Genomic DNA, 23,305 nt, shown 5'->3' on the forward strand with positions numbered 1-23,305 from the left:
ATAATGATTATTTAGAAAATGAGAAACTTAGAATATCTAAAAAACTTGAATTCAGCCCAAAAAGAGGCTGTAATTTCTACTGATGGGCCTATTTTAGTTGTTGCAGGTGCAGGATCTGGAAAAACTAAAGTTCTCACATCAAAAATTGCACACTTAATAAAAAATAAGAAAGCTTTCCCTAACCAAATATTGGCAGTTACATTTACAAATAAGGCTGCAAAAGAAATGCAAAATAGAGTGCTTAAAATTCTAAAATCTGAGGCTGTTGGACTTTCTTGGCTTGGTACATTTCATTCAATTTGCGCCAAACTTCTTAGGAAACATGCTAAAGCAGCTGGGTTAAACTCAAACTTCACAATATTGGATACTGACGATCAATCTAGACTGATAAAAAATATTTGTAAATCTGAAAATATTGATACAAAAAAAATTTCTCCAAAAATAATTATAACTATAATTGATAGATGGAAAAATAACGGCTGGTATCCAGATAGTGTTATAATAAATAAAAAAGATATATACGAAAAAATAATTTTGCCAATTTACAAAATTTACCAAAAAAAATTGATAGATTTAAATGCATGTGATTTTGGAGATTTAATGCTGCATTGCGTGAACATTCTTGAAAGGAACAAAGATATTTGTGAAATATATAAAAAAAATTTTAAATACATATTGGTTGATGAATATCAAGATACTAACTTTATTCAAAGTAAATGGCTTAATATTTTAGCAGAAGATAATCAGAATATTTGCTGTGTGGGAGATGATGATCAATCAATTTATAGTTGGAGGGGTGCTGAGATAAAGAATTTTTTAGATTTTGATAAAGTTTATAAAGATGCAAAAGTTATAAGGCTTGAAGAAAATTATAGATCTACTCAAAATATATTATCTGTAGCATCAGGTCTGATTTCGAATAATCAAAATAGGGTTGGAAAAACGTTAAAAACAAATTCTGAAGATGGTGAATTGGTAAGTTTAAACTGTTTTAGAAATGGTAAAGAAGAGGCGGTAGCTTTGAGTGATGAAGTTGAGAAAAATTTAAAAAATAAGTTTTCTTTAAACAATATAGCTATATTAGTTAGAGCGATTTTTCAAACAAGAGAATTTGAGGAAAGATTTCTTAAAATTGGTCTGCCATATAGAATTATTGGAGGTATTAAATTTTATGATAGAGCAGAAATAAAAGATTGTATAGCTTATCTTAGGGTGGTTTATCAGGACAGAGATGATTTAGCATTTGAAAGAGTAATAAATAATCCAAAACGATCTGTCGGTGAAAGCACTATGAAACAAATTCATGAATGTTCAAAAAAAAATTCTTTATCACTGGTAAGATCTGCTAAGAAACTTTTAGAGGAAAATCAGATAAAACCAAAAGCTAAAATTGGATTGAATTTTTTTTTAAATTTTTTACAAAAATGGAAAGAAGATTTAGTGATAAAAAAAATTGATCATGTAAAACTTTTACAAATAATTTTGGACGAGTCGGGATATTCAGCTTTGTTAAAAAATAAGAAAGATATTGATAATGAAAATAAAATTGAAAATATAAAAGAACTTTTAAGTGCAATGAAAGAATTCGACAATCTTGAGAGTTTTTTGGAACATGTTTCGCTAGCAACATCCATTGATCAAGATTGGGATGGTCAAAAAATTAATTTGATGACTATGCATGCTTCAAAAGGATTGGAGTTTGATGTAGTGTTTTTGCCTGGCTGGGAAGAAGGTTTGTTTCCTCATCAAAAATCTATTGAGGAAAAAGGTGATAAAGGTCTAGAGGAAGAAAGAAGATTAGCTTACGTTGGTATAACAAGGGCTAAGAAAAAGGCTTTTATATCATTTTCTATGAATCGTTTTTACCAAGGTGATTGGATTGATAGTATGGCCTCACGATTTGTTGATGAGCTTCCAACTGATTTAGTCGAAAAAAATACTTTTTATGATGATCAAGAAAATCAAGATAGTGATTTTGACTTTAATCAAGATTTTGAGAGTCAAGAAACCAAGAGAAGCCCTGGATGGATAAGATACCAAAAGAGACTAAAGTGATTATAAATAAAATTAAAAAAGTCGTTAGTGATTTTCAAAAATATAATATAGATGGTTACATTGTCCCAAAAAATGACAACTTTTTTTCAGAGTATGTGAAGCATGATAGATTAAAAATAATATCAAATTTTTCTGGCTCAGCAGGCTTTGCAATAATATTTAAAAATAGAAATTACTTATTTGTTGATGGAAGATACACCTTGCAAGCGAGAAGAGAGTCTGGAAAAAACTTTAAAATTATAGAATATCCGTATTTACTACCAAAGAAACTATTTCAAAATATTAAATTAGGATTTGATCCAAAATTGTTTACGAAAGCACAGATGCAGTTTTTTTTTGGTAAAAGGATCAAATTAATTCCAATTGCTGAGAATTTAATTGATAAATTAAAAAAAATTAAAATTAAAGATAATCATCCTTACTATTCTCTGCCAAGTGTGGTGGCAGGAAAAACTCATCAAAACAAAATTTCTTTAGTAACTAATATTCTAAAAAAAAACAAATCTGACTATTTATTTGTCAGTGCTCCGGAAAATGTTGCTTGGCTATTAAATATTAGAGGTTCAGATATCCCATTCTCGCCTATACCAAATTGTAATTGCTTAATAGGGAAAAACAAAGAAATCTTTTTAATTGCTGAAAGACATAAGTTAAGAAATTTAATTAATGAGAAAAAATTACTTAATCATCAAATTGTTGATCCAAAAAATTTTGAAGCATTATTTAAAAACTTAAAAGGAAAAAATATCATAATTGACTCTAAAACATGTTCAATATTTAGTGAAAATATAATTAATAAAAAATTTAATATAAAAAAAAAAGTAGATCCATGTTATTTATTGAAATCAAAAAAAAATCCATCCGAAATTAAAAATATGATTAAATCTCATGTTGAAGATGGTGTAGCTTTAACAAAATTCCTCTTTTGGATAAAAAATAAAAGTAACTCTAGTTTAACAGAATTGAATGCAGAAAAAAAACTAGAACAATTTAGAAAAAAAAGTAATAATTATCTATATCCAAGCTTTAATACCATATCTGGCTCGGGACCCAATGGAGCAATTATTCATTATAGAGCATCAAAAAAAACAAATAGAAAAATAAATAAAAAAGATATTTATTTGTGTGATTCTGGTGGTCAATACAAATATGGAACGTCTGATGTTACACGCACAATATGTTTTTCAAAACCCTCGAAAAAAATCCAAAGGTTTTTTACTTTAGTTTTAAAAGGACACATAGGAGTTGTTACTAGTAATTTAAATAAAAATAAAACAGGACACCAAATTGATTATCGAGCACGAAAATTTCTTAAAGAATATGGTTATGACTTTAAACATGGCACGGGACATGGAGTTGGTTTTTTTTCTAATGTTCATGAAGGACCACAATCTATATCAAAAAATAATAAAGTTAAATTGGAAGAAGGTATGATTTTAAGTAATGAACCTGGATATTATAAGCAAGGGAAATTTGGCATAAGAATTGAAAACTTGATATTTGTAAAAAAATTAAAAAAAAAATTGTTTTTTGAAAATTTAACTTTGGCACCTATAGATAAAGACTTAATTGATTACAAAATGCTAACCAATGATGAAAAAGACTATATTTTTAAATATCACTTAATGGTTTATTCTAAATTATCTAATTTTCTTAACTTGAATGAGAAAAAGTGGCTTATGAGTCATCTTTAGAATTTATCATTGCAATGAGTTCTTTTTGATTAATTATTTTTATATTTAAATTTTTAGCTTCATTTACTTTTCTATTGGTTGGTTTTTCTCCGACGACTAAAAAATTTAACTTTTTACTCACGTTGCTAATTATCTTACCAGAATTTTTTTCAATTAATGATTTTGCCTCGGCTCTACTTATTCCCTCAAGCTTGCCTGTAAACATAAAAGTGAAATCTTTCAATATTCCAGATGAGGATTTTTGCTTTTCAGGAATAATTTTTAATATTTTTCTTAATTCTTTGAGAACAACTATGCTATTTTTATTTGAAAAAAAATTTTTCAATGAATTTATTTGCGTATCACCTATTCCATCAATATTTAATAGATCGACAAAATGATTTTTATCAGACAAATTAAAAAAATTATCAGGATGCTTTAAATTTTTTGATATAAGCCTAGCATTTTCTTGTCCTATGTGTCTTATACCTAAAGAATAAATAAATTTGTCTAAAGAAATTTTTTTTTTTAAATTTATAGAATATTCTAGGTTAGCTGCTGAAAGTTTACCCCAGCCATCTAATTTTGAAATTTTTTCATAATCTAATTTGAATATGTCGCTAGAATTCCTTATTAATTTAAGGTTCCAAAAAGATTCGACAATTTTTTTTCCAAGACCATCTATATTGAATGCATCCTTAGAAACAAAATGTTTAATTTTCTCTATAGAAATCCTCTCGCAATCAAAATTATCATTTCTGCATCTTCTTACTGCATCAAATTTTTTTGTAATTTTATTAAATTCTTTAATTGTTTCAGAGCCACATGATGGACATAATTTTGGGAAAATAAATTTTTTTGCCTCTTTAGTGCGCTTTTTTTTATCAACCGACACTACGTGAGGTATAACATCGCCAGCTCTCTCTACTGTAACTGTATCGCCTTCTCTAATATCCTTTCTATTAATCTCGTCTTCATTGTGCAGAGTCGCATTTGAAACTAAAACACCACCAATATTTACAGGCTTGATTTTAGCGACTGGTGTTAATGCTCCAGTTCGACCAACTTGAATTTCAATCTTTAAAATTTCTGATACCGATTTATTTGCTGAAAATTTATGAGCTATCGCCCATCTTGGTGCACTTGCCGCAAAACCTAATCTTTTTTGCAAATTAAAATCATTTACTTTATAAACAAGCCCATCTACATCAAATTCAATTTCTTTACGTTGCTCCTCTATTATTCTATGATTGTCTATAAGGTTTTCTACTCCGGATATAACCTTATTTAGTTTATTTGTTTTGAAACCCCAATATTTTAATTTTTTTAAAAACTCGCTTTGTGTACTTATATTTAATTTTTTTGAATAGCCAAAAGTATACGCTATAAAATTAAGTGGAATTTTTTTTGTTTCTTTTGGATCCTTTTGTCTTAAAGAGCCTGAAGCTGCATTTCTAGGATTTGCAAATTTATTTTTTAATTTTTCAAAATCAATATTATTTATAAAAACCTCTCCTCTAATATCGATTTCATCAGGAAAATCCCTTCCCTTTAGGGTTTGAGGAATATCTTTTATTGTTTTTAAATTTTCAGTAATATCCTCACCTTGAATACCATCGCCTCTTGATAGTCCCTGTGTAAATACTCCTTTTTTATAAAACAAAGAGGCTGAAATACCATCTATTTTTGGTTCTGTACTATAATCTAATTTTTGATTTTTTTTTAGATTGAGAAAATTTAAAATTTTTTTTTCAAAATTAATTAAATCCTCTTTATTAAAAGCATTACCTAATGAGAGCATGGGTACTTTATGATCTACTTTTTTAAAATTTTTTGAAGGTTTAAAGCCTATAGATAAAGATGGAGAGTCATTGCTTTTTAAGAATGAGTATTTTTTTTCAAGAGATAAAACGTAGTTCTTGATTTTATCATAAGTACTATCGTCAACCAGTGGATTATTATTTGAATAATAATACTTATCATATTTTTTTAAGAGTTTAATTTTTTTAAGATAATCTTCTTTAATTTTTAAGTTATCTTTTTCTTTCATTTAAAAATATTCTTAAATTTTTTTAAAACAGATTTTTTATCTTTTTTAGTATTAAGAGATGTTTCGTATTCTTTATTGAATATAATATATGTTGCCTCATACCATTTACTTGATTGATAGTTATAACCGAGAACACTCGCATATTTTTCAGCTTCATCAGTAAGTCCTATTTTATAATATGTCTCTACAAGTCTATGTAATGCCTCTTCAACATAAACTGTTGTTTCATAATCTGATATAACAGTTTTGAATCTGTTAATGGCAGCTACCCATTTTTTCCTTTTTAAATAATATTTGCCGATATGCATCTCTTTTGAGGCTAAAACATCTTGGATTAATCCTAATTTATATTTTGAGTCTTGGGCAAAATCTGTCTCGGGAAAATTTTGAATAATATATTCAAATTTTTCTTTTGATAGTAACAATGGTTCCAAATCCTTTTTTTCATCGACAATAGTTTCATAATAATTCATCGCTAAAAGAAAATAAGCATAATCAATATTTTTATGTTTAGGATATTTAGATATAAACCTTTCTAATTCTAAAATGGATCTATCATAATAATTTTGTGAGTAAAACCCGTAAGCAGCCATTAATATTGACTTAGATGCCCATGCTGATTGTGGATATAGTAGTTCTGCCTCATTAAATTTTTTTGAGGCATAAATTACATCCCCTTTTTCAAGCTCTCGCATCCCCTCTTTATAAGCCTCAATCATTTGTATTTCTAATTCACCATCACTAATGACTGATACTTTTTCATTATCTTTGCTGGAACAAGAATATAAAAAAAACAAAATAATTAAAAAATTTAAGAAACGACTCATTAATTTAGTTTCTAGCAGAAAAAAGTGAAAACTCTAAATAATTTTAAGCTATTGATTTTAGCGCTGTTTTATTGATAAACGAGTGAGGAATATTTTTTTCTTTAAGTTCAAATATAGAAAAGTTTTGATTATTGTTAAAAACTTTTCTTAACATTTGATTTGTAAGTTTGTGTCCACCTTGAGAACATACAATTTTTCCAATAATTTTTGCTCCTGATAAGAAAAGGTCTCCCATGCAATCAAGTATTTTATGGTTTACAAATTCTTTTTCGTTTCTAAGACCACCTTCATTAATTATTTTATTACCTTTTACAACAATTGCATTATCAAGGGAGCCACCTTGAGCAAGATTCATTTTTTTTAACTTTTCTACATCTTCATAAAGACAAAACGTTCTTGAGTTATAAATATTCTCTAAATCAGATTCGTACATATTGACACAGTTTCTTTGAGTGCCAATTTTTTGATTTTTAAACTTAATTTCGAAATCAATTTCCAGAGATGTTTTAGAAGGTTCTATTGAAATAGTTTTCTCTCCATCCTTGAATTCTACTTTATTTAAAATTTTAATTATTTTTATTGGTGTGCTACTTACGTTTAACCCAACTTTTTCGATCTCTTCAATAAAGTATTTTGCAGATCCGTCTTTAATTGGTACTTCATCCTGATCGATTTCAATTATAGCGTTATCTACACCTTTTCCATACATAGCAGCCATAAGATGTTCAATTGTAGATACACTAACTCCAAATTCATTTGTGATTGTTGTGCATAAATTAGCATTAGAAACATTTTCAAAATTTGCTGATATAAAGTTATTATTTTTAAGATCTACTCTTTTAAAAACTACACCAGAATTTGGTGATGATGGAAGGATCCTCACTTTGGCATGTTTGCCCTTATGTAATGTTATACCCTCAAAATTTATGGGCTGATTTAATGTTTTCTGGTTTAAAATTGACATCGTGAGTTTATAAATCCACCCACATGGATCTTAAATACAACAAATGTTACAATAAAATACAGCTAGGAAAATAAGTGAAACATTTTTTCAAAAAAACCCAACTTGGCCGGTTTTTTTGGTAAAATGTATACTTCTTTAATATTTTCACCGTCCAAAATCTTTAAACCACCCTCAAGTGGATTGCTTTTATCCATTTCACTCAGGGATAAAGCATAATTGCCACAAATTACAGAATTAAGTTTAATTTGGTAATTTTTAAAAATTCTATAAAAAAAGTCTGCTAAATTTTTCTTAACACATATAAATTTTGCTTCAATTATTAAATTTTTACAATTAATTTGTAACGGAATTTCATGAATTTTATTCCCATCAATTATATAATTTTGAATAATTATGTGTAAAATTTTAAGATCTTTATTACTTATCAAAATCTGTTGTTTTAAATCCTGAATAAGGAACTGGATTTGATCTTTTTGTATTTGTTTTAGATCATAGCTTTTTTTTGTCGAAATTTCTATTTTTAAATTATTTGGATCACACAAAATTAAATTTATCTTATTTACAGTATAATTAATTTTTTTTTCAATATTTATAATTTGTTCTTTGAGAACCCCATTTAGATTATCTTCTAATTTTATATTATCAGATAAGTTGTTTTCTATTTTATATATCTTGTTATATATACTTTTCTCTTTTTCTTTATCAAAAACATCTACTGATATTTGATTTGGTGATAAAATAATAAAAATTTCATTACTCATTATATAATATCAATTTATCTTTTATTCTTAAATCTATAACTTTACTTTTAAAATCTTTTGTACGTAATAAGATTTCAGCTCGTTTAATATTGGTTGTTATTTGTTCTGAGGGTAGCTTCAGAATAGTTTTATCATTAAAAATAACATCCCATCTATTTGATGGATAATAAACCAATTTTTCCATTTTATTAAGACTAAAAGTGCTTAATTGAATTTTTTCTAAAAAATTATTTATTTTATTCATTTCTAAAGTTCCCTCAATTAAGGGAAGATTTTTGCTATCTTTTCCTTTAAAAGTTTTACCATTTGAACCGATAATAAATAATTCATTATTTTTAAAAATTTTTCCAATAGGCCTTGTTTCAAATAATGAAATACCTATTTGATTTGGATAAATTTTATTTATTTTATATTTTTCTATATTAGGAAATTTTGTAATTACATCAATAACATCTCTCTTATTTAAATTAAAAATATTTTGACCTTCAAAAAAATTAAATTCTTTCTGGTAAGCAATATTTTCGATTTCAATTTTATTGATTTTAAAAAGTTTTAAAAAGGAATTTAAAATTTGAAAATTAAATATAGTTGATGCAAATAAAAATATTAAAATATATATAAATATTCTTTTAATTTTATCTGTTGATTGATGCATCATTTACAATCCAATTTAATAACTTGAAAAAAGAAATCCCCCTGAATGCAGCTATTTCAGGCACCAGTGATAGCTTAGTCATACCTGGTTGAGTATTCAATTCTAATAAATAAAATTTGTTTTTATAAAACTTAAAGTCAGATCTTGTAACACCTCTACAACCTAAAATTTTGTGCGCTTTCAAAGCTAAATTTAATACTTCATCTAATTTTTTTTTTTCAAGTTCTACAGGTAAAATATGCTCTGTTTTTGCACTCAAACTATATTTAGCCTTATAATCATAAAATTTTCTCTTTGGCTTTAGTTCTATAGCTCCTAGTTTTTTTTTACCCAAAATTGCAACTTGAATTTCTCTTCCGGCGATATAACTCTCAATAATAATTTCAGTATATTTTTTTAATTTTTTTAAATTTGTTATTAAATTTTTTTTTGTACAAATATAAACATCTACACTTGATCCCTCATTAATTGGCTTGATAACTACCGGAAATTTAAGCCTTTGTTCGATTTTTTTTATAAGTTTTGTTGATATTTTCTGACTGTTATTAAAACTAAATTTAATAAATTTAGGTGTTAGTATATTATTTTTAATAAATATTTCTTTCGATAAAATTTTATTCATAGCTAAGAATGATGAGATTACGCCTGAGTGCGTATATTTTATTTTTAATTTTTCTAAAATTGATTGAATATATCCGTCCTCTCCAAATCGACCATGTAAAGCGTTAAATATAAGATCTGGTTTAAACGTTTTTATTTTTTTAATAAGATCATTATTAGGTTCGCAAATTAATGTTCTAAACCTTCTATTTAAAACTTTATTGACCTGTTTTGCTGTTTCTAGACTAATTTTTCTCTCTTTTGAGATGCCACCACCTAAAATAAGAATTTTTTTCATTTATTCTATAATTTCAATTTCTGTCTCTAATTTAATATTTTTTTTTTTCTCCACCTCGCTTTTGATAAAATTGATTAATTTCATCATATCTTCAAATTTTGCATTTTTTGAATTAACAAGAAAATTACAATGTTTTTCAGATATTTTTGCATCTCCAAAACTTTTTGTTGTGGGTATAGAGTTCTTTATAAGTTCCCATACTTTTATATCAGTCTGATTAATTGGATTTTTAAAAGTACTTCCACCTGTTTTAATTCTGCTTGGCTGCCTTCTATTTTTTTCCTCTTTAAGTTTATTAATCTCTTTATTTATTTCTTCTCTATTCTTTTTTTTGCCTTGAAATGAAGCGCTCAAAAAAATTAGATCTTTATCAAGTGGACTATGCCTATAACCAAATTTAATTTTAGATGATGGGATAGTTTTTATTACCCCGTTTCTATCAATAACTTGTACAGATAATAAAATATCCTTGAATTCTTTTCCAAAACACCCTGAGTTTATTCTTAATCCACCGCCAATCGTACCTGGAATACATGATAAAAATTCAAAACCACCGATGTTATTTTCCATTGCAAAATTTGATAAGTTTTTATCGGACACAGCGCTTCCCGCAACAATTATATTATTTTGCATTAATGAAATATTTGAGAAATTTTTGCCTAGTTTTACTACAAAACCGTCAAACTTGTTATCAGTAATAAGAATATTTGATCCAGCGCCCAAAACAAAAATTTTTTCACTTTTTCCAAAAGTTTTAAGAAAAGTTACTAAGTCATCTAAGTTGTCTGGTTTAAAAAAAACTTTTGCATCACCTCCTATATTAAACCAATTTAACTTTTTAAGATTGTAATCAAATTTTAGTTCACTTTTAATATGTTTTACAAATTCTTCTATTTTATTTTTATCCATCACAAAAGATTTGGAAGATCTCTCATCCAGTTTGAAATTGAACCAGCGCCCATGCCAATTACTATTTTATTTCCTTGAATATTTTGTTTGACAAATGTTGCTAAATTTTTTTTGTCTTTTACCAAAAACAATTCAACTCTCGAATTATTGGCTAATTCTTTTGCAAAATTATAATATTCAAATCCTAATTTAATTTTTTCTCCAGCTGTAAAAATAGGGCACAAAATTACTTGATCAGCCTTTTTAAATGATAAAGTAAACTCTTTCTTTAAGTCTTTAAGTCTTGAAATTCTATGTGGTTGAAAAATACAAGTAATTTTTTGTTTTTTATAAGCTTCTCTAACACTATTTAGAACTTCTCTTATTTCCGTTGGATGATGAGCATAATCATCATAAAATTCTGCACCTTTGAAAGAAAATAATTTATTAAATCTTCTTTGAACACCTTGAAAATTAAGAAGGCCTTTTTTGATAATTTTTTTTGATATTCCGATAGTTATACTTACAGCAACAGCTGCTGTTGCATTTCTTATGTTATGCATCCCTAAAATAGGTATTTTAATATTTTTTATTATATCCTTTTTTTTTCCAGGCAAAAATATTTTTAAGTCAAATTTAGAAAAATTTTTATTTTGAGAAATATTCGTAATATTAAAATTAGATTTTTTGTTTACTCCATATGTATAATAATTTTTTATTTTAAGTTTTTTTATTATTTGCTTGTTAATTTTGTCATCCAAACATATGAAAGATTTTCCAAATGATGGGACTTTTTCTAAAAATTTTTTGAAAAGATTTTTTAAGTTTTCCATATTCTTATAATAATCCATATGCTCCCTATCAATATTTGTTATAATTGAATAAGTTGGCAATACCTCTATAAAACTACCATCGGATTCATCTAATTCCAGAATACTCCAATTGCTATTTCCCAATCTGGCAGAACTATTAAAAGAATTTAAAACTCCACCGTTAACAATCGTGGGATCAATTTTTGTTTTTGAAAATATTGATGCAATTAAAGACGTGGTTGTCGTTTTGCCATGGGAACCAACCACTGTAATGTTTTTTGTCAAAGAGGCAATATGGCCAAGCATCTCACCTCTTTTATAGATTGGTAAGTTTTTCATTTTTCCCTCTTTAAACTCGGGATTATTCTTTTTTATTGCTGACGATATAACTAATACTGTAGCTGTATTTATATTTCTCTTATTATGTCCTATAGAAATTTTAATCTTTTTTTTTTTTAATCTTTCAATATTTTTATTTAAGGAAATATCTGAACCTTGAATTTGAAAACCCATACCATGCATTATTAGCGCTAACCCACTCATACCTATTCCGCCAATTCCAACAAAGTGGATAATTTCAGACTTTGCTAAATCAATTTTCATTTATACAATCTATTATTTTCTGGTTTATATTATTCCATGAGTTTTCGTAAGTTATTTTTTTCATTGCATTTATCTTTTCATTAAGATCATTTTTGTTTTCAAAAAATGAATATATTAAATTAAAAAGATCTTTAGAAATATTTGAGTTTTGTTCTATCATCCAGCAACAATTAAGTTTTTTATAATAAAGAGCATTATAATACTGGTGATTATCTTTTGCGTAAGGAAATGGGATTGCAACAAATGGTAGATTTATTTGTACAAGCTCTGCTAAACTTGATGCTCCAGCTCGTGTTATACAAAAATTAATTTCATTCGCATTTTTGAAAAGGTTTTTTTTAAAATTAAATAATTCATATTTAATTTGATTATTTTCATAAAAACTTTTTAAATTTTCCTTATTTTTATCGTTAGTCTGGTGCATTACCTCTAGTTCAACTTTCACTGAAAGTTTTAAAATAGTTTCTTTTAGGTTTTTTTGAAAAAAATCTGCGCCTTGACTTCCACCAATTATTAAAATTTTAATTTTTTTTTCAAAATTATTTTTATCTTTTTTTTCAAAATAAACAGATTTTCTCAAAAGTGGTGGTATTAATTTAATTTTTCTTTTAAATTTAATTGGGAAATTTCTTATTTCTTCTGAGTAGCAAAGTATTGAGGAGCAATAATTTAAAAAAAATAAGTTTGATCTACCTAAAACTAAATTTGGCTCAAATAAGATTACCTTTAGGTTTAATATTTTTGCACTAATACAAATTGGTAGAGACATATACCCACCTGTAGAGATAATTGTCTTTATCTTTTTACTTTTTAGGTATGTAAAAGATTTCAATATGGAAAAAAAAAATATAGCTACTCTCCAAGGTAATAAAAAAATATTTTGAGTCAAAGGTAATACATTTATAATTTTAAAATTTTTATTATTATTTTCAAAAAATTTAGAGCCTCTTAAATCACTTGTCAAAAAAACGTTAAACTCATCTTTTAAATGTTCATACAATGTTTGGGCTGGAACAACATGCCCTCCGGAACCACCTGTTGAGATTAAAATATTTTCTTTCATCTGATATTTTCTTTTTTAGTTAAATTGAGAATTATACCAGAAATTATAGATGTTCCTATTATCGAAGAACCTCCATAACTTAAAAAAGGAAGTGTCATTCCAGTAGTTGGAAATATTCTTATATTTACACCTACATGTATAAGAAACTGAAAAAAAATAATAAATGCAAGCCCTAATAAAATTAATTTAATTTTTTTGTCATCAACTAAAGAAATTTTCTTTAAAACTATATAAATAAAATATAGAAAAATTAATATTAAAATAAAAATCATAATGACTCCAAATTCTTCAGATATAACTGAAACTATATAATCTGTATGTGCCTCAGGAACTTTATTTTTCAGGACTCCTTCACCAATACCTTTGCCAAAAAAACCACCATTAATTATTGCCTCAGAAGCTTTTTCGGATTGATAGTTATTTCCTGAATTTGAATTTAGAAAAGATGTAATCCTTATTAAAATATATTCAAATTTGGGTATATAAAAAATGACATATAGGAGTATTAAAGCACTCAAACCAAAAAACATGAAAAATAGTATTAGGTTTACTCCTGAAACAAAAATTAATGCAAGCCAAGTAGCAAAGATTAAGATTGTTTGACCAATATCTGGCTGCGAGATCAATAATAAAATAATTGGTGATAAGATTAAAAAACTATATAGATATTTTAAATATAGATTTGTTTTACTCTCTAAACTTAATACTAAAGCCATAACTACAATCGTAAAAGGTTTTAAAACCTCAATAGGTTGAAATCTCGGTAAAAAAAATAATTCTATCCATCTTTTTGATCCTTTTACCTCTATACCAACAAAGGGAACAAGTAAGAGCGCTATGAAACAAATTACAAAAAGGAATTTAGAAATTAATAATAATTTTTTAATATTTAAATATGATATAAAAAAAACTATACAAAAACCCATAGATATATAAATAAAATGTTTTAAAAAAAATTTATAACTATTTGTATTAAATTTATCTGATGCAATTAAAGAGGTTGATACTAGAGAAAAAAAAAGACCAAGAAGAAAAAGTGAAATTATAATAAAGAATAAAGTTTTATCTAGTTCTCTCCACCAATTAAAATAAACTTTTTGGTAAATATTTATGTCATTCATAATTTATTTTTATATTTTTTGACAAGTAAATTAAAATAAGCTCCTCTCTCTTCAAAGTTTTTAAATTCATCAAATGATGCGGAACATGGGCTAAAAAGTATAACTTTTTTTGAGGATATATTTGATTGATTAATATCAAATATAGCTTTTTGGTATGCTTTCTTAATTGATGGAAAAATTTTATATTTTATTTTTCCTTTTAATTTTTTAATATAGAAATTTCTATTTTTGCCAAATATATAACCCTGTATATTCAATTTATTATTTCTACTAAAATTAAATTTGTCACTTTTTTTTGGCTGTCCACCCACTAGCCAAAAAATATTATTATAAGATTTCAGTAAATTCACCGTAGAAGAAAAGCTAGTTGATTTAGAGTCATTAATTATCATTATTTTTTTTGAGTTATATACAGTTTGTTGTCTAAAATTCAGTCCTTTAAAACTATTTATTGATTTAATGACAGTGTTTGTTTTAATTTTTAATATTTCACAGATTTTAAAAATAAAAGATAAATTTTCTAAATTATTTTGATTTAAAAAATATTTATTTTTAATATTTTTTAAATACTTTTTTGTTACCTCTTTATCAACATGATAGATTTTAGATTTAATTTTATTTTTTTTTATAGCAGCATTTATAATCAAATTTTTTTTATTAAAGAATATAAAATCTTTTTTTGAACTTTGGTAAAATAGTTTTAATTTTGCTTGTAAATAATTTTTAAAATTTCCATGTCTCTCAATATGATCTTGACTAATATTTAGTAATATAGAATATTTTGATTTAAAAAATTTACTATACTCTATTTGATATGATGATGCTTCTATAACAAATATAGTTTTTTTATTAATTTTGCGCTCATTTAAAATAGATCTACCAATATTTCCAACTGATCTAGTATCTTTACCTGACTTTTTTAAAATATCCCCAAGTAATTTAACTGTTGTAGATTTTCCATTTGTACCAGTAATTGTAATTATTTTATTTTGATAATTATGTGTATAAAAAATATCTAAATCTGTACAAATTTTATCTTTGTTATCTTGCAAGAAATATTTCAAACCACACTTTTTAGAGTCTATACCGGGACTTATTATAATATAATCAAATTTAGAATTTAATATTTGAATTTTTTTTATAGTATTTTTTTTAAATTTTTTAAGTTGAATATTATTGTCGTCATAAACTCTTACATCGTTTTTTTTTTGTAAAAAATTGAAACTTGATTTCCCTGATAGACCAAGGCCATATATCAATATTTTTTTATTAAAAAATACTTTTTTTAGTTCATGCATTATCTAAATTTCAGTGTTGCAAGACCTACCATTGCTAAAATAATTGCTACAATCCAAAATCTAACTACTACAGTGGACTCAGGCCAGCCTTTTTTTTCATAATGATGATGTATGGGTGCCATTTTAAAAATTCTTTTTCCAGTCAATTTAAATGAAATTACTTGTACAATTACTGATATTGCCTCCAAAACAAATAGACCACCTGTTATCGCTAAAACTATTTCATGTTTCGTTATTATTCCAACTCCACCTAAGGATCCACCTAATGCGAGTGATCCTGTATCACCCATAAAAATTTTTGCGGGTGGTGCGTTAAACCATAAAAAACCTAAACAAGAACCAATTACTGCACCTAAAAATACGGCAACTTCACCTAATCCAGCTATATAAGGTATTTGTAAATACTCAGAAAAAACAATATTTCCTGTGACATAACTAATAAATGCAAAACAAGCAGCCACTAAAATAACTGGAACGGTTGCTAGCCCATCTAGGCCATCTGTCAAATTCACAGCATTTGATGAACCAACTATAACAAAAACTGCAAATGGAATAAAAAACCATCCCAAATTAACAATTAGGTTTTTAAAAAAAGGAAAATAAAGATTTTCTAAATCGGCGTTATCAGAATAAATGCTTAGTACAATTATTCCAAAAGTTGCCGCTATAATTTGTGATATGATTTTAAATTTGAAGGAAATGCCAGAGGAATTTTTAAATTTTATTTTCTTATAATCATCATAAGCTCCTAATATACCAAAACTAGCTACTATATAAATCAAGAACCATACATATAAGTTATTTAGATCGCCCCATAAAAATATTCCAAAAAATAATCCAATTAATATTAAAACACCTCCCATTGTTGGAGTACCAATTTTTTTTACTATATGTTCATCTGGACCGTCATCTCTAATAGGGTTCAAAATTTGTTTTGCTGAAAAAAAATTTATGAAAGGATTTCCGATTAAAAAAACTACCAACAAAGAAGTGAAAACAGCTAATCCGGTTCTTACTGTTAAATATTTAAATACATTAAGAAATGAATAAGTATCAATTAAATTTAATATTAGACTATAAAGCATGAGATTTATTACCCTTTAGTTTTAAGATAAATTTATTCAAACCAGTAGAATTTGATCCTTTAACCATTAAATAGTCATTATTATTTAATTCTTTAATAATCAAATCATTAATTTGATTTAGTTTAGTCAAATATTTCCCTTTTTTTATGTTTTTGACTTTTTTAAATGTTTCTTTAACGAATCTACCAAAAATGTGAAACTTATCTATCGATGAATTATTTATGTTTTTACTTAAACTAATATGTAGTTTTTTTGATAAACTTCCTAATTCAAGCATATCACCCATTAAAAAGTGCTTTTTATTATTTTTTGTCTTAATCATGTTATAATTTTTTATAGCTGACTCCATTGATAAGGGGTTCGAATTGTAGCTTTCATCTACTAAATAAAATTGTTTGTTTTTAAAATAAATTTTAGAAATATCTCCTCTTCCTTTGGGATTTTTAAATTTTATGAAAGAGTTTCTTGATAAATTTTTTAATTCACCTACTGAGTAGATTATACCTATACATGCCAGAACATTATATAAATTATTTTGATTGATATTTTTTATGAAAAATAATTTTTTTTGATTAAATATCTTTACAGTAATCTTAAAAAGTTTATTTTGCTTTTTAGTTGAAATTAAGGATATGTTTCCTTTTTTTTTTATTCCAAAAGAAAAAACCCTTAGATCTTTTTTAATTGCATTTTTATAGTGAAAATCAAAAAATCTGTCGTCTTTGTTTAAAATTATTATCCCACCTTTTTGAATGTTATTAATTAACTCCCCTTTGGCTGCTGCAATTTCATTTATATTTTTAAAATTTCTAGCATGCGCATATGAAATATTTGTTATAACACCGATATTTGGATTTAGAATTTTACTTAAAAAATCTATTTCGCCTTTTTTATCCATTCCAATCTCAAAAACTCCATTTTTATTTTTAGTATTGAGATTAAATAAGCTTAATGGAACCCCATATTTATTATTATAAGACTCTAATGAAAAAGTTGTTTTGCTAAAATCGTTCAAAACTTCTCCTGACATTTGTTTTAAAGATGTTTTTCCACAGCTTCCTGTGATTGCAATAATTTTTCCTTTAAAATTCTGTCTTATTATTTTTGATAAATCTGTCAAACATTCTAGGGTATTAGATACTTTTATTTGATTAGTTCTATTAATTGATTTTTGATATCTATTTACAATCGCAAAAAGTGCGCCATTATCAAATGCTTGTTTTACAAATGAATTTCCATCCTTTTTTTTTCCTTTGATAGCAAAAAATATATCATTTTTTTTCAAAGTTTTAGAGTTAATCGAGGCTTTTTGGATTTTTTTTTTCTTTGAAATATTTTTATTAAAATACTCATTGAAAATATTAACTTTTATATTGTTAGAAAGTTTTTTATTTTTAATTGCTATAGATTTTTTTATAACTTCTTTATCAGAGAAAAAAATTTTTTTATTTCCATAATCCTGAATTTTTTCATGACCTTTACCTGCAACAACTAATACTTCGTCTGATTTTAAATTTTGAATTGCTTTTGAAATTGCTATTCGTCGGTTTGATATCTCCGATACTTTAGATTTCAAAATATTTTTTTTTATTTCTTTTCTTATTTCTTTTGGGTTTTCAAATCTTGGGTTATCATCTGTGAGATATATCTGTGAGCAATAAGAATTTGCTATAGCCCCCATTTTTGGTCTTTTGTATTTATCCCTATCACCTCCGCAGCCAAATACGATATTAATTTTTTTAGATGGGAATTGACTTTTAAGATCATTTAAACAGGTTCTTAAAGCGTCCGGAGTATGGGCATAGTCTAAAATGACAATAGCATTATTTTTTAAATTTCCAATTTTTTCAAACCTACCATCAATTGGTTTTAACTTACTAATATTTTTAATAATTTTTTCAAAATTTAATTTTGAACTTTCTGCTGCCAAGATTGACATTAAAATATTTTTAATTTGGGTTTTTCCAATTAAATTAATATAAAAACTGTAAATTTTATTCTTATATTTAATTTGAATTTTTTGCTTTTCACCCTCATAGGCGTGATTGATCAACTGTAAATCACTTTTTTCATCAAGAATAGTTTTTAAACGTAATTTTCTCTTTTTTGAAATATTAAATATTTTTTTAAACTCTTTTATTGATCTATCAGTGATTAATAATGAGTTTTTTTTTAGAAGAGAGTTAAAAAGGTATAGTTTGGAATTGAGGTAATTTTTTAAATTTTTATGATAATCTAAATGATCATGAGAAAAATTAGTAAAAATTGCAGAAGTTATTTTTAAACCATCGAGTCTATGTTGTTTTAAGCCATGACTTGAAGCCTCTAATATTACATTGTCGATTTTTTTTTTTTTTAAAATAGTTAGGTACTTTGAAAGATTTAAAGAGTCTAATGTAGTATTATTTAATGAAATTAGTTTATTTTTAAATTTTATTCCAAGAGTTCCTATTGAACCTACGCTAACATTATTAATTTTTAAAATTTGATAATAAAAATCTGATACCGAAGACTTACCATTTGTTCCAGTAACTGCAATTATATTATTAGGTATTTTATTATAAAACTTAAAAGATGTGGAGGCTAGAATTTTTCTGATATTTTTGTAACTTAAAAATAAAACTTCTCCTTTAAAACCTTCAAAAGGCTTTTGATGAATAATTGTTCTTGCACCATTTTCAATAGCTTCGTCTATGTATTTATTCCCATCTTGCAAATTTCCTTTAATCGCAAAAAAAATGAAATTTTTTTTGCATGAATTGCTATTAAAGCTTAAACCTGAAAAAAAATGATTTCTTATTTTTTTATTTTTTATTTTAAATAACTCTCCTATCAACATATCACTAATTAAATTCCATGTACTTTGTGGCTAAAATTGGTCCTATTTTTTCTAAAATTTTGCCAGTAATTTCAACAGACGTCCATCCAGCTGTATTTCTTGGTGTGCCTTTTAATTTAAATCCAGATCCATCTTTGTATTCATAAATATAATCTTTATTAATTTTTGGTTCATCAAGCATTACAACAATAACAAACTTTGGTTCAGAGATTGGAAATACTCCAACAAAGGTATTTATCTTCTCTTTAGTATAAACACCATCAACAGATTTTTGTGCCGTTCCTGTTTTTCCTCCAATTTCATAACCAGGAATATTTGCTTGATTTGCAGTACCAATTTTTGTATTTACAATTTTTCTTAGTACCGAATTTAAATCTTTTGATATTTTCTCATCTATTATTCTCTCTCTTTTAAAGTTTGGATTTAAATTTTTTATAAGTGTAGGCTCAACATTATATCCACCATTACTAATGATTGCATAACCCTTTGCTAATTGTAAAACAGTCGTGGTTATACCATGACCAAATGAGGCTGTAGCAAGTTTACATTTTCCCCAACGAACAGGCAAAGGAGTTCCTGTTTCCTCTAGTTGAAATTCCATTTTATCTAAAATCCCGATTTGACCTAAAAACTCTGAGTACCTATCAATACCTATTCTCTGAGCTATTCTCACAGATCCAATATTTCCAGATCTTATTAACACTTCTTCAGCAGTCAAAGTATCAGGTATATCTTCATCATATTCCCTGATAGGTCTGCCACTACAATAAATTGTTTTTGGTAGTTTTTTAAATTCTGTTTTTAATTCTATCTCATCATATTTTAAGCCACCCGCTAAAGTAAATGTTTTAAATACAGAACCAAATTCATATACAGCTTTAGTTGCTCTATTAATAAATTTTTTATCCTTTAAATTTTCTCTTTTATTCAGATTAAAATCTGGGGTAGATACCATTGATATTATTTCGCCATTATTAACATTCATTAAAATTGCGGTACTTCCTTTAGTTTGAAATATATTATTAGCTTTTAACAGCTCTTCTCGAATTAAATATTGTATATTTGTATCAAGCGTTAAAGATATAGGACTCATTTTAGTAATAAGTCTCTCATTTAAAGATTTTTCTAAACCAGAAATTCCACCATTATCATCATCGATCTGACCAATTATGTGGCTTGCAAGACTTGGATAAGGGTAAATTCTTGAAATTTTAGATTCATATCTTATTGCTTTTTCTCCAAGTAATTTTACTTTATCGTAGTTTTCGGGAGAAATTTTTTTTTCTAAATAAAAAAAATTTTTTCCATTTAGTTGATCTTTAATTATACTATAATTTTTTTCAGGAAAAATAATCTTAAGTTTTAATAGAAATTTTTTTTTATCTTTTATTTTTTTAGGATCAATTCCTACATTAATGGTTTTAACTGTCCTAGCGATCAAGTATCCATTTCTATCAATCAAATCAGCTCTAAAGTCCTTTTTTTTTATAGTATTTGCTGTATTGCTGTTAACAGAAACTGAACCATAGTAAAAAATTTTAATTGAGAAAATTATAGAAATAAGGATAAAAAAGAAAAAAATGAACGCTGTCCTGTTAAAAGAAAATTTTAAGTTAGATATATTTTTTTTAAAATTAAATTCACTTTCATATTCATTTATAAATAGTTTTTTTTCTGAATTATTCATTTTCCAAAAATTTTTTAATTTTTATTTTATTTTCAAAGAAGTATAGTTTTTTCAAAGATGTAATATCTATAGGTTTATATTGTTTTGCTTGTAAATCCTCTAAATAACCAAATAGTTTTTTTGAGGATGTCAGATAATTATTTTCTAAAGAAGCTAGATTATAAGCTTCATCCAATAAAACAATCACCTCCTTTTTGTTATAAATTTTATTCTCCAAGCTCTTTGATGAATTTTTGATGAAGGTCGTAAATGATATTAAGGATATGATTAAAATTATTAAAATATACTTTTTCATAATTTTACTGAAAAATTTTCGATATCTATTAAATATTTAAATGTCTTCAAAATCTCTTCTTCAAAATTTTTGTCGTCTGAAATTTTAAAAGCGTATCTTAACTTTGCTGATCTAGATGGTTTATTAATTTTAATTTCATTTTCTGATGGGAGAATAGGTTTTTTTTCTTTTAATTTAAAAATATTATTTTTTTTTTTATTTTCAGGCAGATATCTTGAAATCTTGTTATTTTCAGAAAGTAATTTAAAAAAAGTTTTGATAATTTTGTCCTCTAGAGAATGAAAAGAGACTAAAATTAAAATTCCATTTTTTTCTAAAATATTTACAGAGTTAATTAATCCCTTAATTAATTCGGATATTTCTTTATTAACAAATATTCTAAGAGCTTGAAAAATTTTTGTTGAATTGTGAATTTTTTTGTTATTATTTCTTTTACATATATTAATTATTTGGACTAATTTTTGTGTGTCTATTTTATTTTTTTTTCTCTCTAAAACTATTTTCCTAGCTATCTTTTTTCCATCTTTTTCATCTCCAAAAATTTTGAATATAAGCTCAAGCTCTTTTTGGTTTAAATTATTTACAACATCGCTAGCAGAAAAATTATTTAGCCCCATTCTCATATCTAGTGGACCTGTACTATTAAAAGACAACCCTCTTGTTAAGTCCTTAATCTGAATATATGAAAAACCCAAATCAAATATAATTGCTTTTACTCTCTCATTCTTAATATTAAGTTTATTTAAATCTCCAAATTTTAAATTATGAAAAAAAAATCGATTTTGATTTTTAACTTTTAATTCATTAGCATATTTTTCAGAATGAATATCTCTATCTAATGCAAAAATTTTTGTTTTTGGAAATTTTAAAATTGCTTTTGAATAACCTCCTTGACCAAAAGTACAGTCAATAAATGTGCCACCATTTTGAGGGGAAATAATGCTTAGAATTTCATCTAGCAATACCGGATAATGTTTATCATTATTCGATATAATGGTGGCATTCATCTATTTTTTTGAAGACCATTAGTTTTTTTGTCTTCTTAAAAATGCCGGAATTTCGAAATCATCTTCATCAAAATTATTATCAGCGTCTTCCTGGTTATTATCATCTGATCCATGATTAGCTTCAGATCCATCAAATAAATTTGGCTCGTCATCAGCAAGTCCAAAATTTTCTAATCCGTTAGACTCCGAAACTTGATCTTTTACTTCCTCAGTCAAAACTAGGCTTTCCTCACTATGATTCATCGAATTTTCTACAGCCCCTAAATCACTATTAATATTAATATTCTGATCAAGAATACTTTCATTTTCTATTTTTGGCTCATTAGAGCTTGGTAATGCCTCATCAACTTTTAACGCATTAGCACCACTCGTTGGTGTTGGTGCATTTGAATAATTAAAAGATTGTGAATTATGTAACGTTGAAAAATCTGAATAACCTGGATTGCGATTTTGAATTCTATGAACCATATTTATTACAGATTTAGACTCGGGCTGTTGTCCGTCAAGAGCCGTTGCAACAATTGAAACTCTTACTTTGCCTTCTAGAGAGTTATCTGTTACTGATCCAATTATAATTTCTGCAGCATGATCTACCTCATTTCTTATTTTATTAACAATTTCATCTGTTTCAAATAAAGTTAGATCTTCTCCTCCTGTTATGTTTATTAGCAAACCTCTCGCTCCTCTTAATGAATAATCATCAATTAACGGATTATTTAAAGCC

Annotated in this window: 18 protein-coding genes and 1 pseudogene; 2 read left to right on the forward strand and 17 right to left on the reverse strand. The window is 25.9% G+C overall.

Annotated features, from left to right (window positions below; all coding sequences use genetic code 11):
* Nucleotides 1-18: 18 nt before the first annotated feature.
* Together AMN73_RS00405 and AMN73_RS00410 are read left to right on the forward strand one after the other, a co-directional pair.
* The gene (locus tag AMN73_RS00405; protein ID WP_075534349.1) at nt 19-2,055 is read left to right on the forward strand and encodes an ATP-dependent helicase; all 2,037 of its coding nucleotides are present in this window, start codon (nt 19-21) and stop codon (nt 2,053-2,055) included.
* Nucleotides 2,025-3,749 (forward strand): aminopeptidase P family protein, encoded by a 1,725-nt coding sequence (locus tag AMN73_RS00410; protein ID WP_256997807.1) that lies wholly within the window; start codon nt 2,025-2,027, stop codon nt 3,747-3,749. Before AMN73_RS00405 ends, AMN73_RS00410 begins: the two co-directional genes overlap by 31 nt.
* Here AMN73_RS00410 and ligA read toward each other — a convergent pair.
* The 17 genes and pseudogenes from ligA to AMN73_RS00495 form a co-directional block, all read right to left on the reverse strand.
* Nucleotides 3,733-5,778, reverse strand: a complete 2,046-nt coding sequence (gene ligA / locus AMN73_RS00415; RefSeq protein ID WP_075534350.1) for an NAD-dependent DNA ligase LigA — start codon at nt 5,776-5,778, stop codon at nt 3,733-3,735. The two genes, AMN73_RS00410 and ligA, sit on opposite strands and share 17 nt — an antisense overlap.
* Complete coding sequence (locus AMN73_RS00420; RefSeq protein WP_075534351.1) at nt 5,775-6,605, reverse strand: outer membrane protein assembly factor BamD; 831 nt, start codon at nt 6,603-6,605, stop codon at nt 5,775-5,777. Before AMN73_RS00420 ends, ligA begins: the two co-directional genes overlap by 4 nt.
* A gap of 43 nt (nt 6,606-6,648) precedes the next feature.
* Nucleotides 6,649-7,569, reverse strand: coding sequence for a UDP-3-O-acyl-N-acetylglucosamine deacetylase (gene lpxC, locus AMN73_RS00425; protein ID WP_075534352.1), 921 nt, complete (start codon nt 7,567-7,569; stop codon nt 6,649-6,651).
* A 62-nt stretch (nt 7,570-7,631) separates the two neighbouring features.
* The gene (locus tag AMN73_RS00430; protein WP_075534353.1) at nt 7,632-8,330 is read right to left on the reverse strand and encodes a hypothetical protein; all 699 of its coding nucleotides are present in this window, start codon (nt 8,328-8,330) and stop codon (nt 7,632-7,634) included.
* Nucleotides 8,323-8,988 carry a cell division protein FtsQ/DivIB gene (locus tag AMN73_RS00435; protein WP_075534354.1) on the reverse strand — a complete coding sequence of 222 codons (666 nt, stop codon included), beginning with the start codon at nt 8,986-8,988 and terminating at the stop codon, nt 8,323-8,325. The genes AMN73_RS00430 and AMN73_RS00435 overlap by 8 nt, the downstream gene beginning before the upstream one ends.
* On the reverse strand, nt 8,966-9,883 hold the full coding sequence (locus AMN73_RS00440) for a D-alanine--D-alanine ligase (protein WP_075534355.1): 918 nt from the start codon (nt 9,881-9,883) through the stop codon (nt 8,966-8,968). Before AMN73_RS00440 ends, AMN73_RS00435 begins: the two co-directional genes overlap by 23 nt.
* Nucleotides 9,884-10,792 (reverse strand): UDP-N-acetylmuramate dehydrogenase, encoded by a 909-nt coding sequence (gene murB / locus AMN73_RS00445; protein ID WP_075534356.1) that lies wholly within the window; start codon nt 10,790-10,792, stop codon nt 9,884-9,886. It abuts the gene before it with no gap.
* On the reverse strand, nt 10,792-12,186 hold the full coding sequence (gene murC, locus AMN73_RS00450; RefSeq protein WP_075534357.1) for a UDP-N-acetylmuramate--L-alanine ligase: 1,395 nt from the start codon (nt 12,184-12,186) through the stop codon (nt 10,792-10,794). Before murC ends, murB begins: the two co-directional genes overlap by 1 nt.
* Nucleotides 12,176-13,249 (reverse strand): UDP-N-acetylglucosamine--N-acetylmuramyl-(pentapeptide) pyrophosphoryl-undecaprenol N-acetylglucosamine transferase, encoded by a 1,074-nt coding sequence (locus AMN73_RS00455; RefSeq protein WP_075534358.1) that lies wholly within the window; start codon nt 13,247-13,249, stop codon nt 12,176-12,178. The genes murC and AMN73_RS00455 overlap by 11 nt, the downstream gene beginning before the upstream one ends.
* A complete protein-coding gene (locus AMN73_RS00460; protein WP_075534359.1) occupies nt 13,246-14,370 on the reverse strand; it encodes an FtsW/RodA/SpoVE family cell cycle protein in 1,125 nt (374 codons plus the stop codon). Before AMN73_RS00460 ends, AMN73_RS00455 begins: the two co-directional genes overlap by 4 nt.
* Nucleotides 14,367-15,668, reverse strand: coding sequence for a UDP-N-acetylmuramoyl-L-alanine--D-glutamate ligase (murD, locus tag AMN73_RS00465; protein WP_075534360.1), 1,302 nt, complete (start codon nt 15,666-15,668; stop codon nt 14,367-14,369). Before murD ends, AMN73_RS00460 begins: the two co-directional genes overlap by 4 nt.
* Nucleotides 15,668-16,753 (reverse strand): phospho-N-acetylmuramoyl-pentapeptide-transferase, encoded by a 1,086-nt coding sequence (gene mraY / locus AMN73_RS00470; protein WP_075534361.1) that lies wholly within the window; start codon nt 16,751-16,753, stop codon nt 15,668-15,670. The genes murD and mraY overlap by 1 nt, the downstream gene beginning before the upstream one ends.
* Nucleotides 16,743-19,592: a UDP-N-acetylmuramoyl-L-alanyl-D-glutamate--2,6-diaminopimelate ligase gene (locus AMN73_RS00475; RefSeq protein WP_075534362.1), complete on the reverse strand. Its 2,850-nt coding sequence runs from the start codon at nt 19,590-19,592 to the stop codon at nt 16,743-16,745. Before AMN73_RS00475 ends, mraY begins: the two co-directional genes overlap by 11 nt.
* A 4-nt stretch (nt 19,593-19,596) precedes the next feature.
* Complete coding sequence (locus AMN73_RS00480) at nt 19,597-21,279, reverse strand: peptidoglycan D,D-transpeptidase FtsI family protein (protein ID WP_075534363.1); 1,683 nt, start codon at nt 21,277-21,279, stop codon at nt 19,597-19,599.
* On the reverse strand, nt 21,272-21,574 hold the full coding sequence (locus tag AMN73_RS00485) for a hypothetical protein (protein WP_075534364.1): 303 nt from the start codon (nt 21,572-21,574) through the stop codon (nt 21,272-21,274). Before AMN73_RS00485 ends, AMN73_RS00480 begins: the two co-directional genes overlap by 8 nt.
* Nucleotides 21,571-22,581 (reverse strand): 16S rRNA (cytosine(1402)-N(4))-methyltransferase RsmH, encoded by a 1,011-nt coding sequence (rsmH, locus tag AMN73_RS00490; protein WP_075534365.1) that lies wholly within the window; start codon nt 22,579-22,581, stop codon nt 21,571-21,573. Before rsmH ends, AMN73_RS00485 begins: the two co-directional genes overlap by 4 nt.
* 18 nt (nt 22,582-22,599) lie before the next feature.
* A pseudogene (locus AMN73_RS00495) lies at nt 22,600-23,305 on the reverse strand (cell division protein FtsZ); the annotation flags it as partial.

The organism is Candidatus Pelagibacter communis, assembly GCF_001179965.1.
Taxonomy (GTDB): Bacteria; Pseudomonadota; Alphaproteobacteria; order Pelagibacterales; family Pelagibacteraceae; genus Pelagibacter.

Bases quoted from the DNA above. Each gene is read 5' to 3' on its own strand.
- AMN73_RS00405 (WP_075534349.1), top strand. From the start codon at position 19: ATGAGAAACTTAGAATATCTAAAAAACTTGAATTCAGCCCAAAAAGAG.
- AMN73_RS00460 (WP_075534359.1), bottom strand. From the start codon at position 14,370: ATGAATGACATAAATATTTACCAAAAAGTTTATTTTAATTGGTGGAGA.
- mraY (WP_075534361.1), bottom strand. From the start codon at position 16,753: ATGCTTTATAGTCTAATATTAAATTTAATTGATACTTATTCATTTCTT.
- ligA (WP_075534350.1), bottom strand. From the start codon at position 5,778: ATGAAAGAAAAAGATAACTTAAAAATTAAAGAAGATTATCTTAAAAAA.
- AMN73_RS00455 (WP_075534358.1), bottom strand. From the start codon at position 13,249: ATGAAAGAAAATATTTTAATCTCAACAGGTGGTTCCGGAGGGCATGTT.
- AMN73_RS00435 (WP_075534354.1), bottom strand. From the start codon at position 8,988: ATGATGCATCAATCAACAGATAAAATTAAAAGAATATTTATATATATT.
- AMN73_RS00410 (WP_256997807.1), top strand. From the start codon at position 2,025: ATGGATAAGATACCAAAAGAGACTAAAGTGATTATAAATAAAATTAAA.
- rsmH (WP_075534365.1), bottom strand. From the start codon at position 22,581: ATGAATGCCACCATTATATCGAATAATGATAAACATTATCCGGTATTG.
- AMN73_RS00475 (WP_075534362.1), bottom strand. From the start codon at position 19,592: ATGTTGATAGGAGAGTTATTTAAAATAAAAAATAAAAAAATAAGAAAT.
- lpxC (WP_075534352.1), bottom strand. From the start codon at position 7,569: ATGTCAATTTTAAACCAGAAAACATTAAATCAGCCCATAAATTTTGAG.
- AMN73_RS00485 (WP_075534364.1), bottom strand. From the start codon at position 21,574: ATGAAAAAGTATATTTTAATAATTTTAATCATATCCTTAATATCATTT.
- AMN73_RS00440 (WP_075534355.1), bottom strand. From the start codon at position 9,883: ATGAAAAAAATTCTTATTTTAGGTGGTGGCATCTCAAAAGAGAGAAAA.
- AMN73_RS00480 (WP_075534363.1), bottom strand. From the start codon at position 21,279: ATGAATAATTCAGAAAAAAAACTATTTATAAATGAATATGAAAGTGAA.
- murD (WP_075534360.1), bottom strand. From the start codon at position 15,668: ATGCATGAACTAAAAAAAGTATTTTTTAATAAAAAAATATTGATATAT.
- murC (WP_075534357.1), bottom strand. From the start codon at position 12,186: ATGAAAATTGATTTAGCAAAGTCTGAAATTATCCACTTTGTTGGAATT.
- AMN73_RS00420 (WP_075534351.1), bottom strand. From the start codon at position 6,605: ATGAGTCGTTTCTTAAATTTTTTAATTATTTTGTTTTTTTTATATTCT.
- AMN73_RS00430 (WP_075534353.1), bottom strand. From the start codon at position 8,330: ATGAGTAATGAAATTTTTATTATTTTATCACCAAATCAAATATCAGTA.
- murB (WP_075534356.1), bottom strand. From the start codon at position 10,792: ATGGATAAAAATAAAATAGAAGAATTTGTAAAACATATTAAAAGTGAA.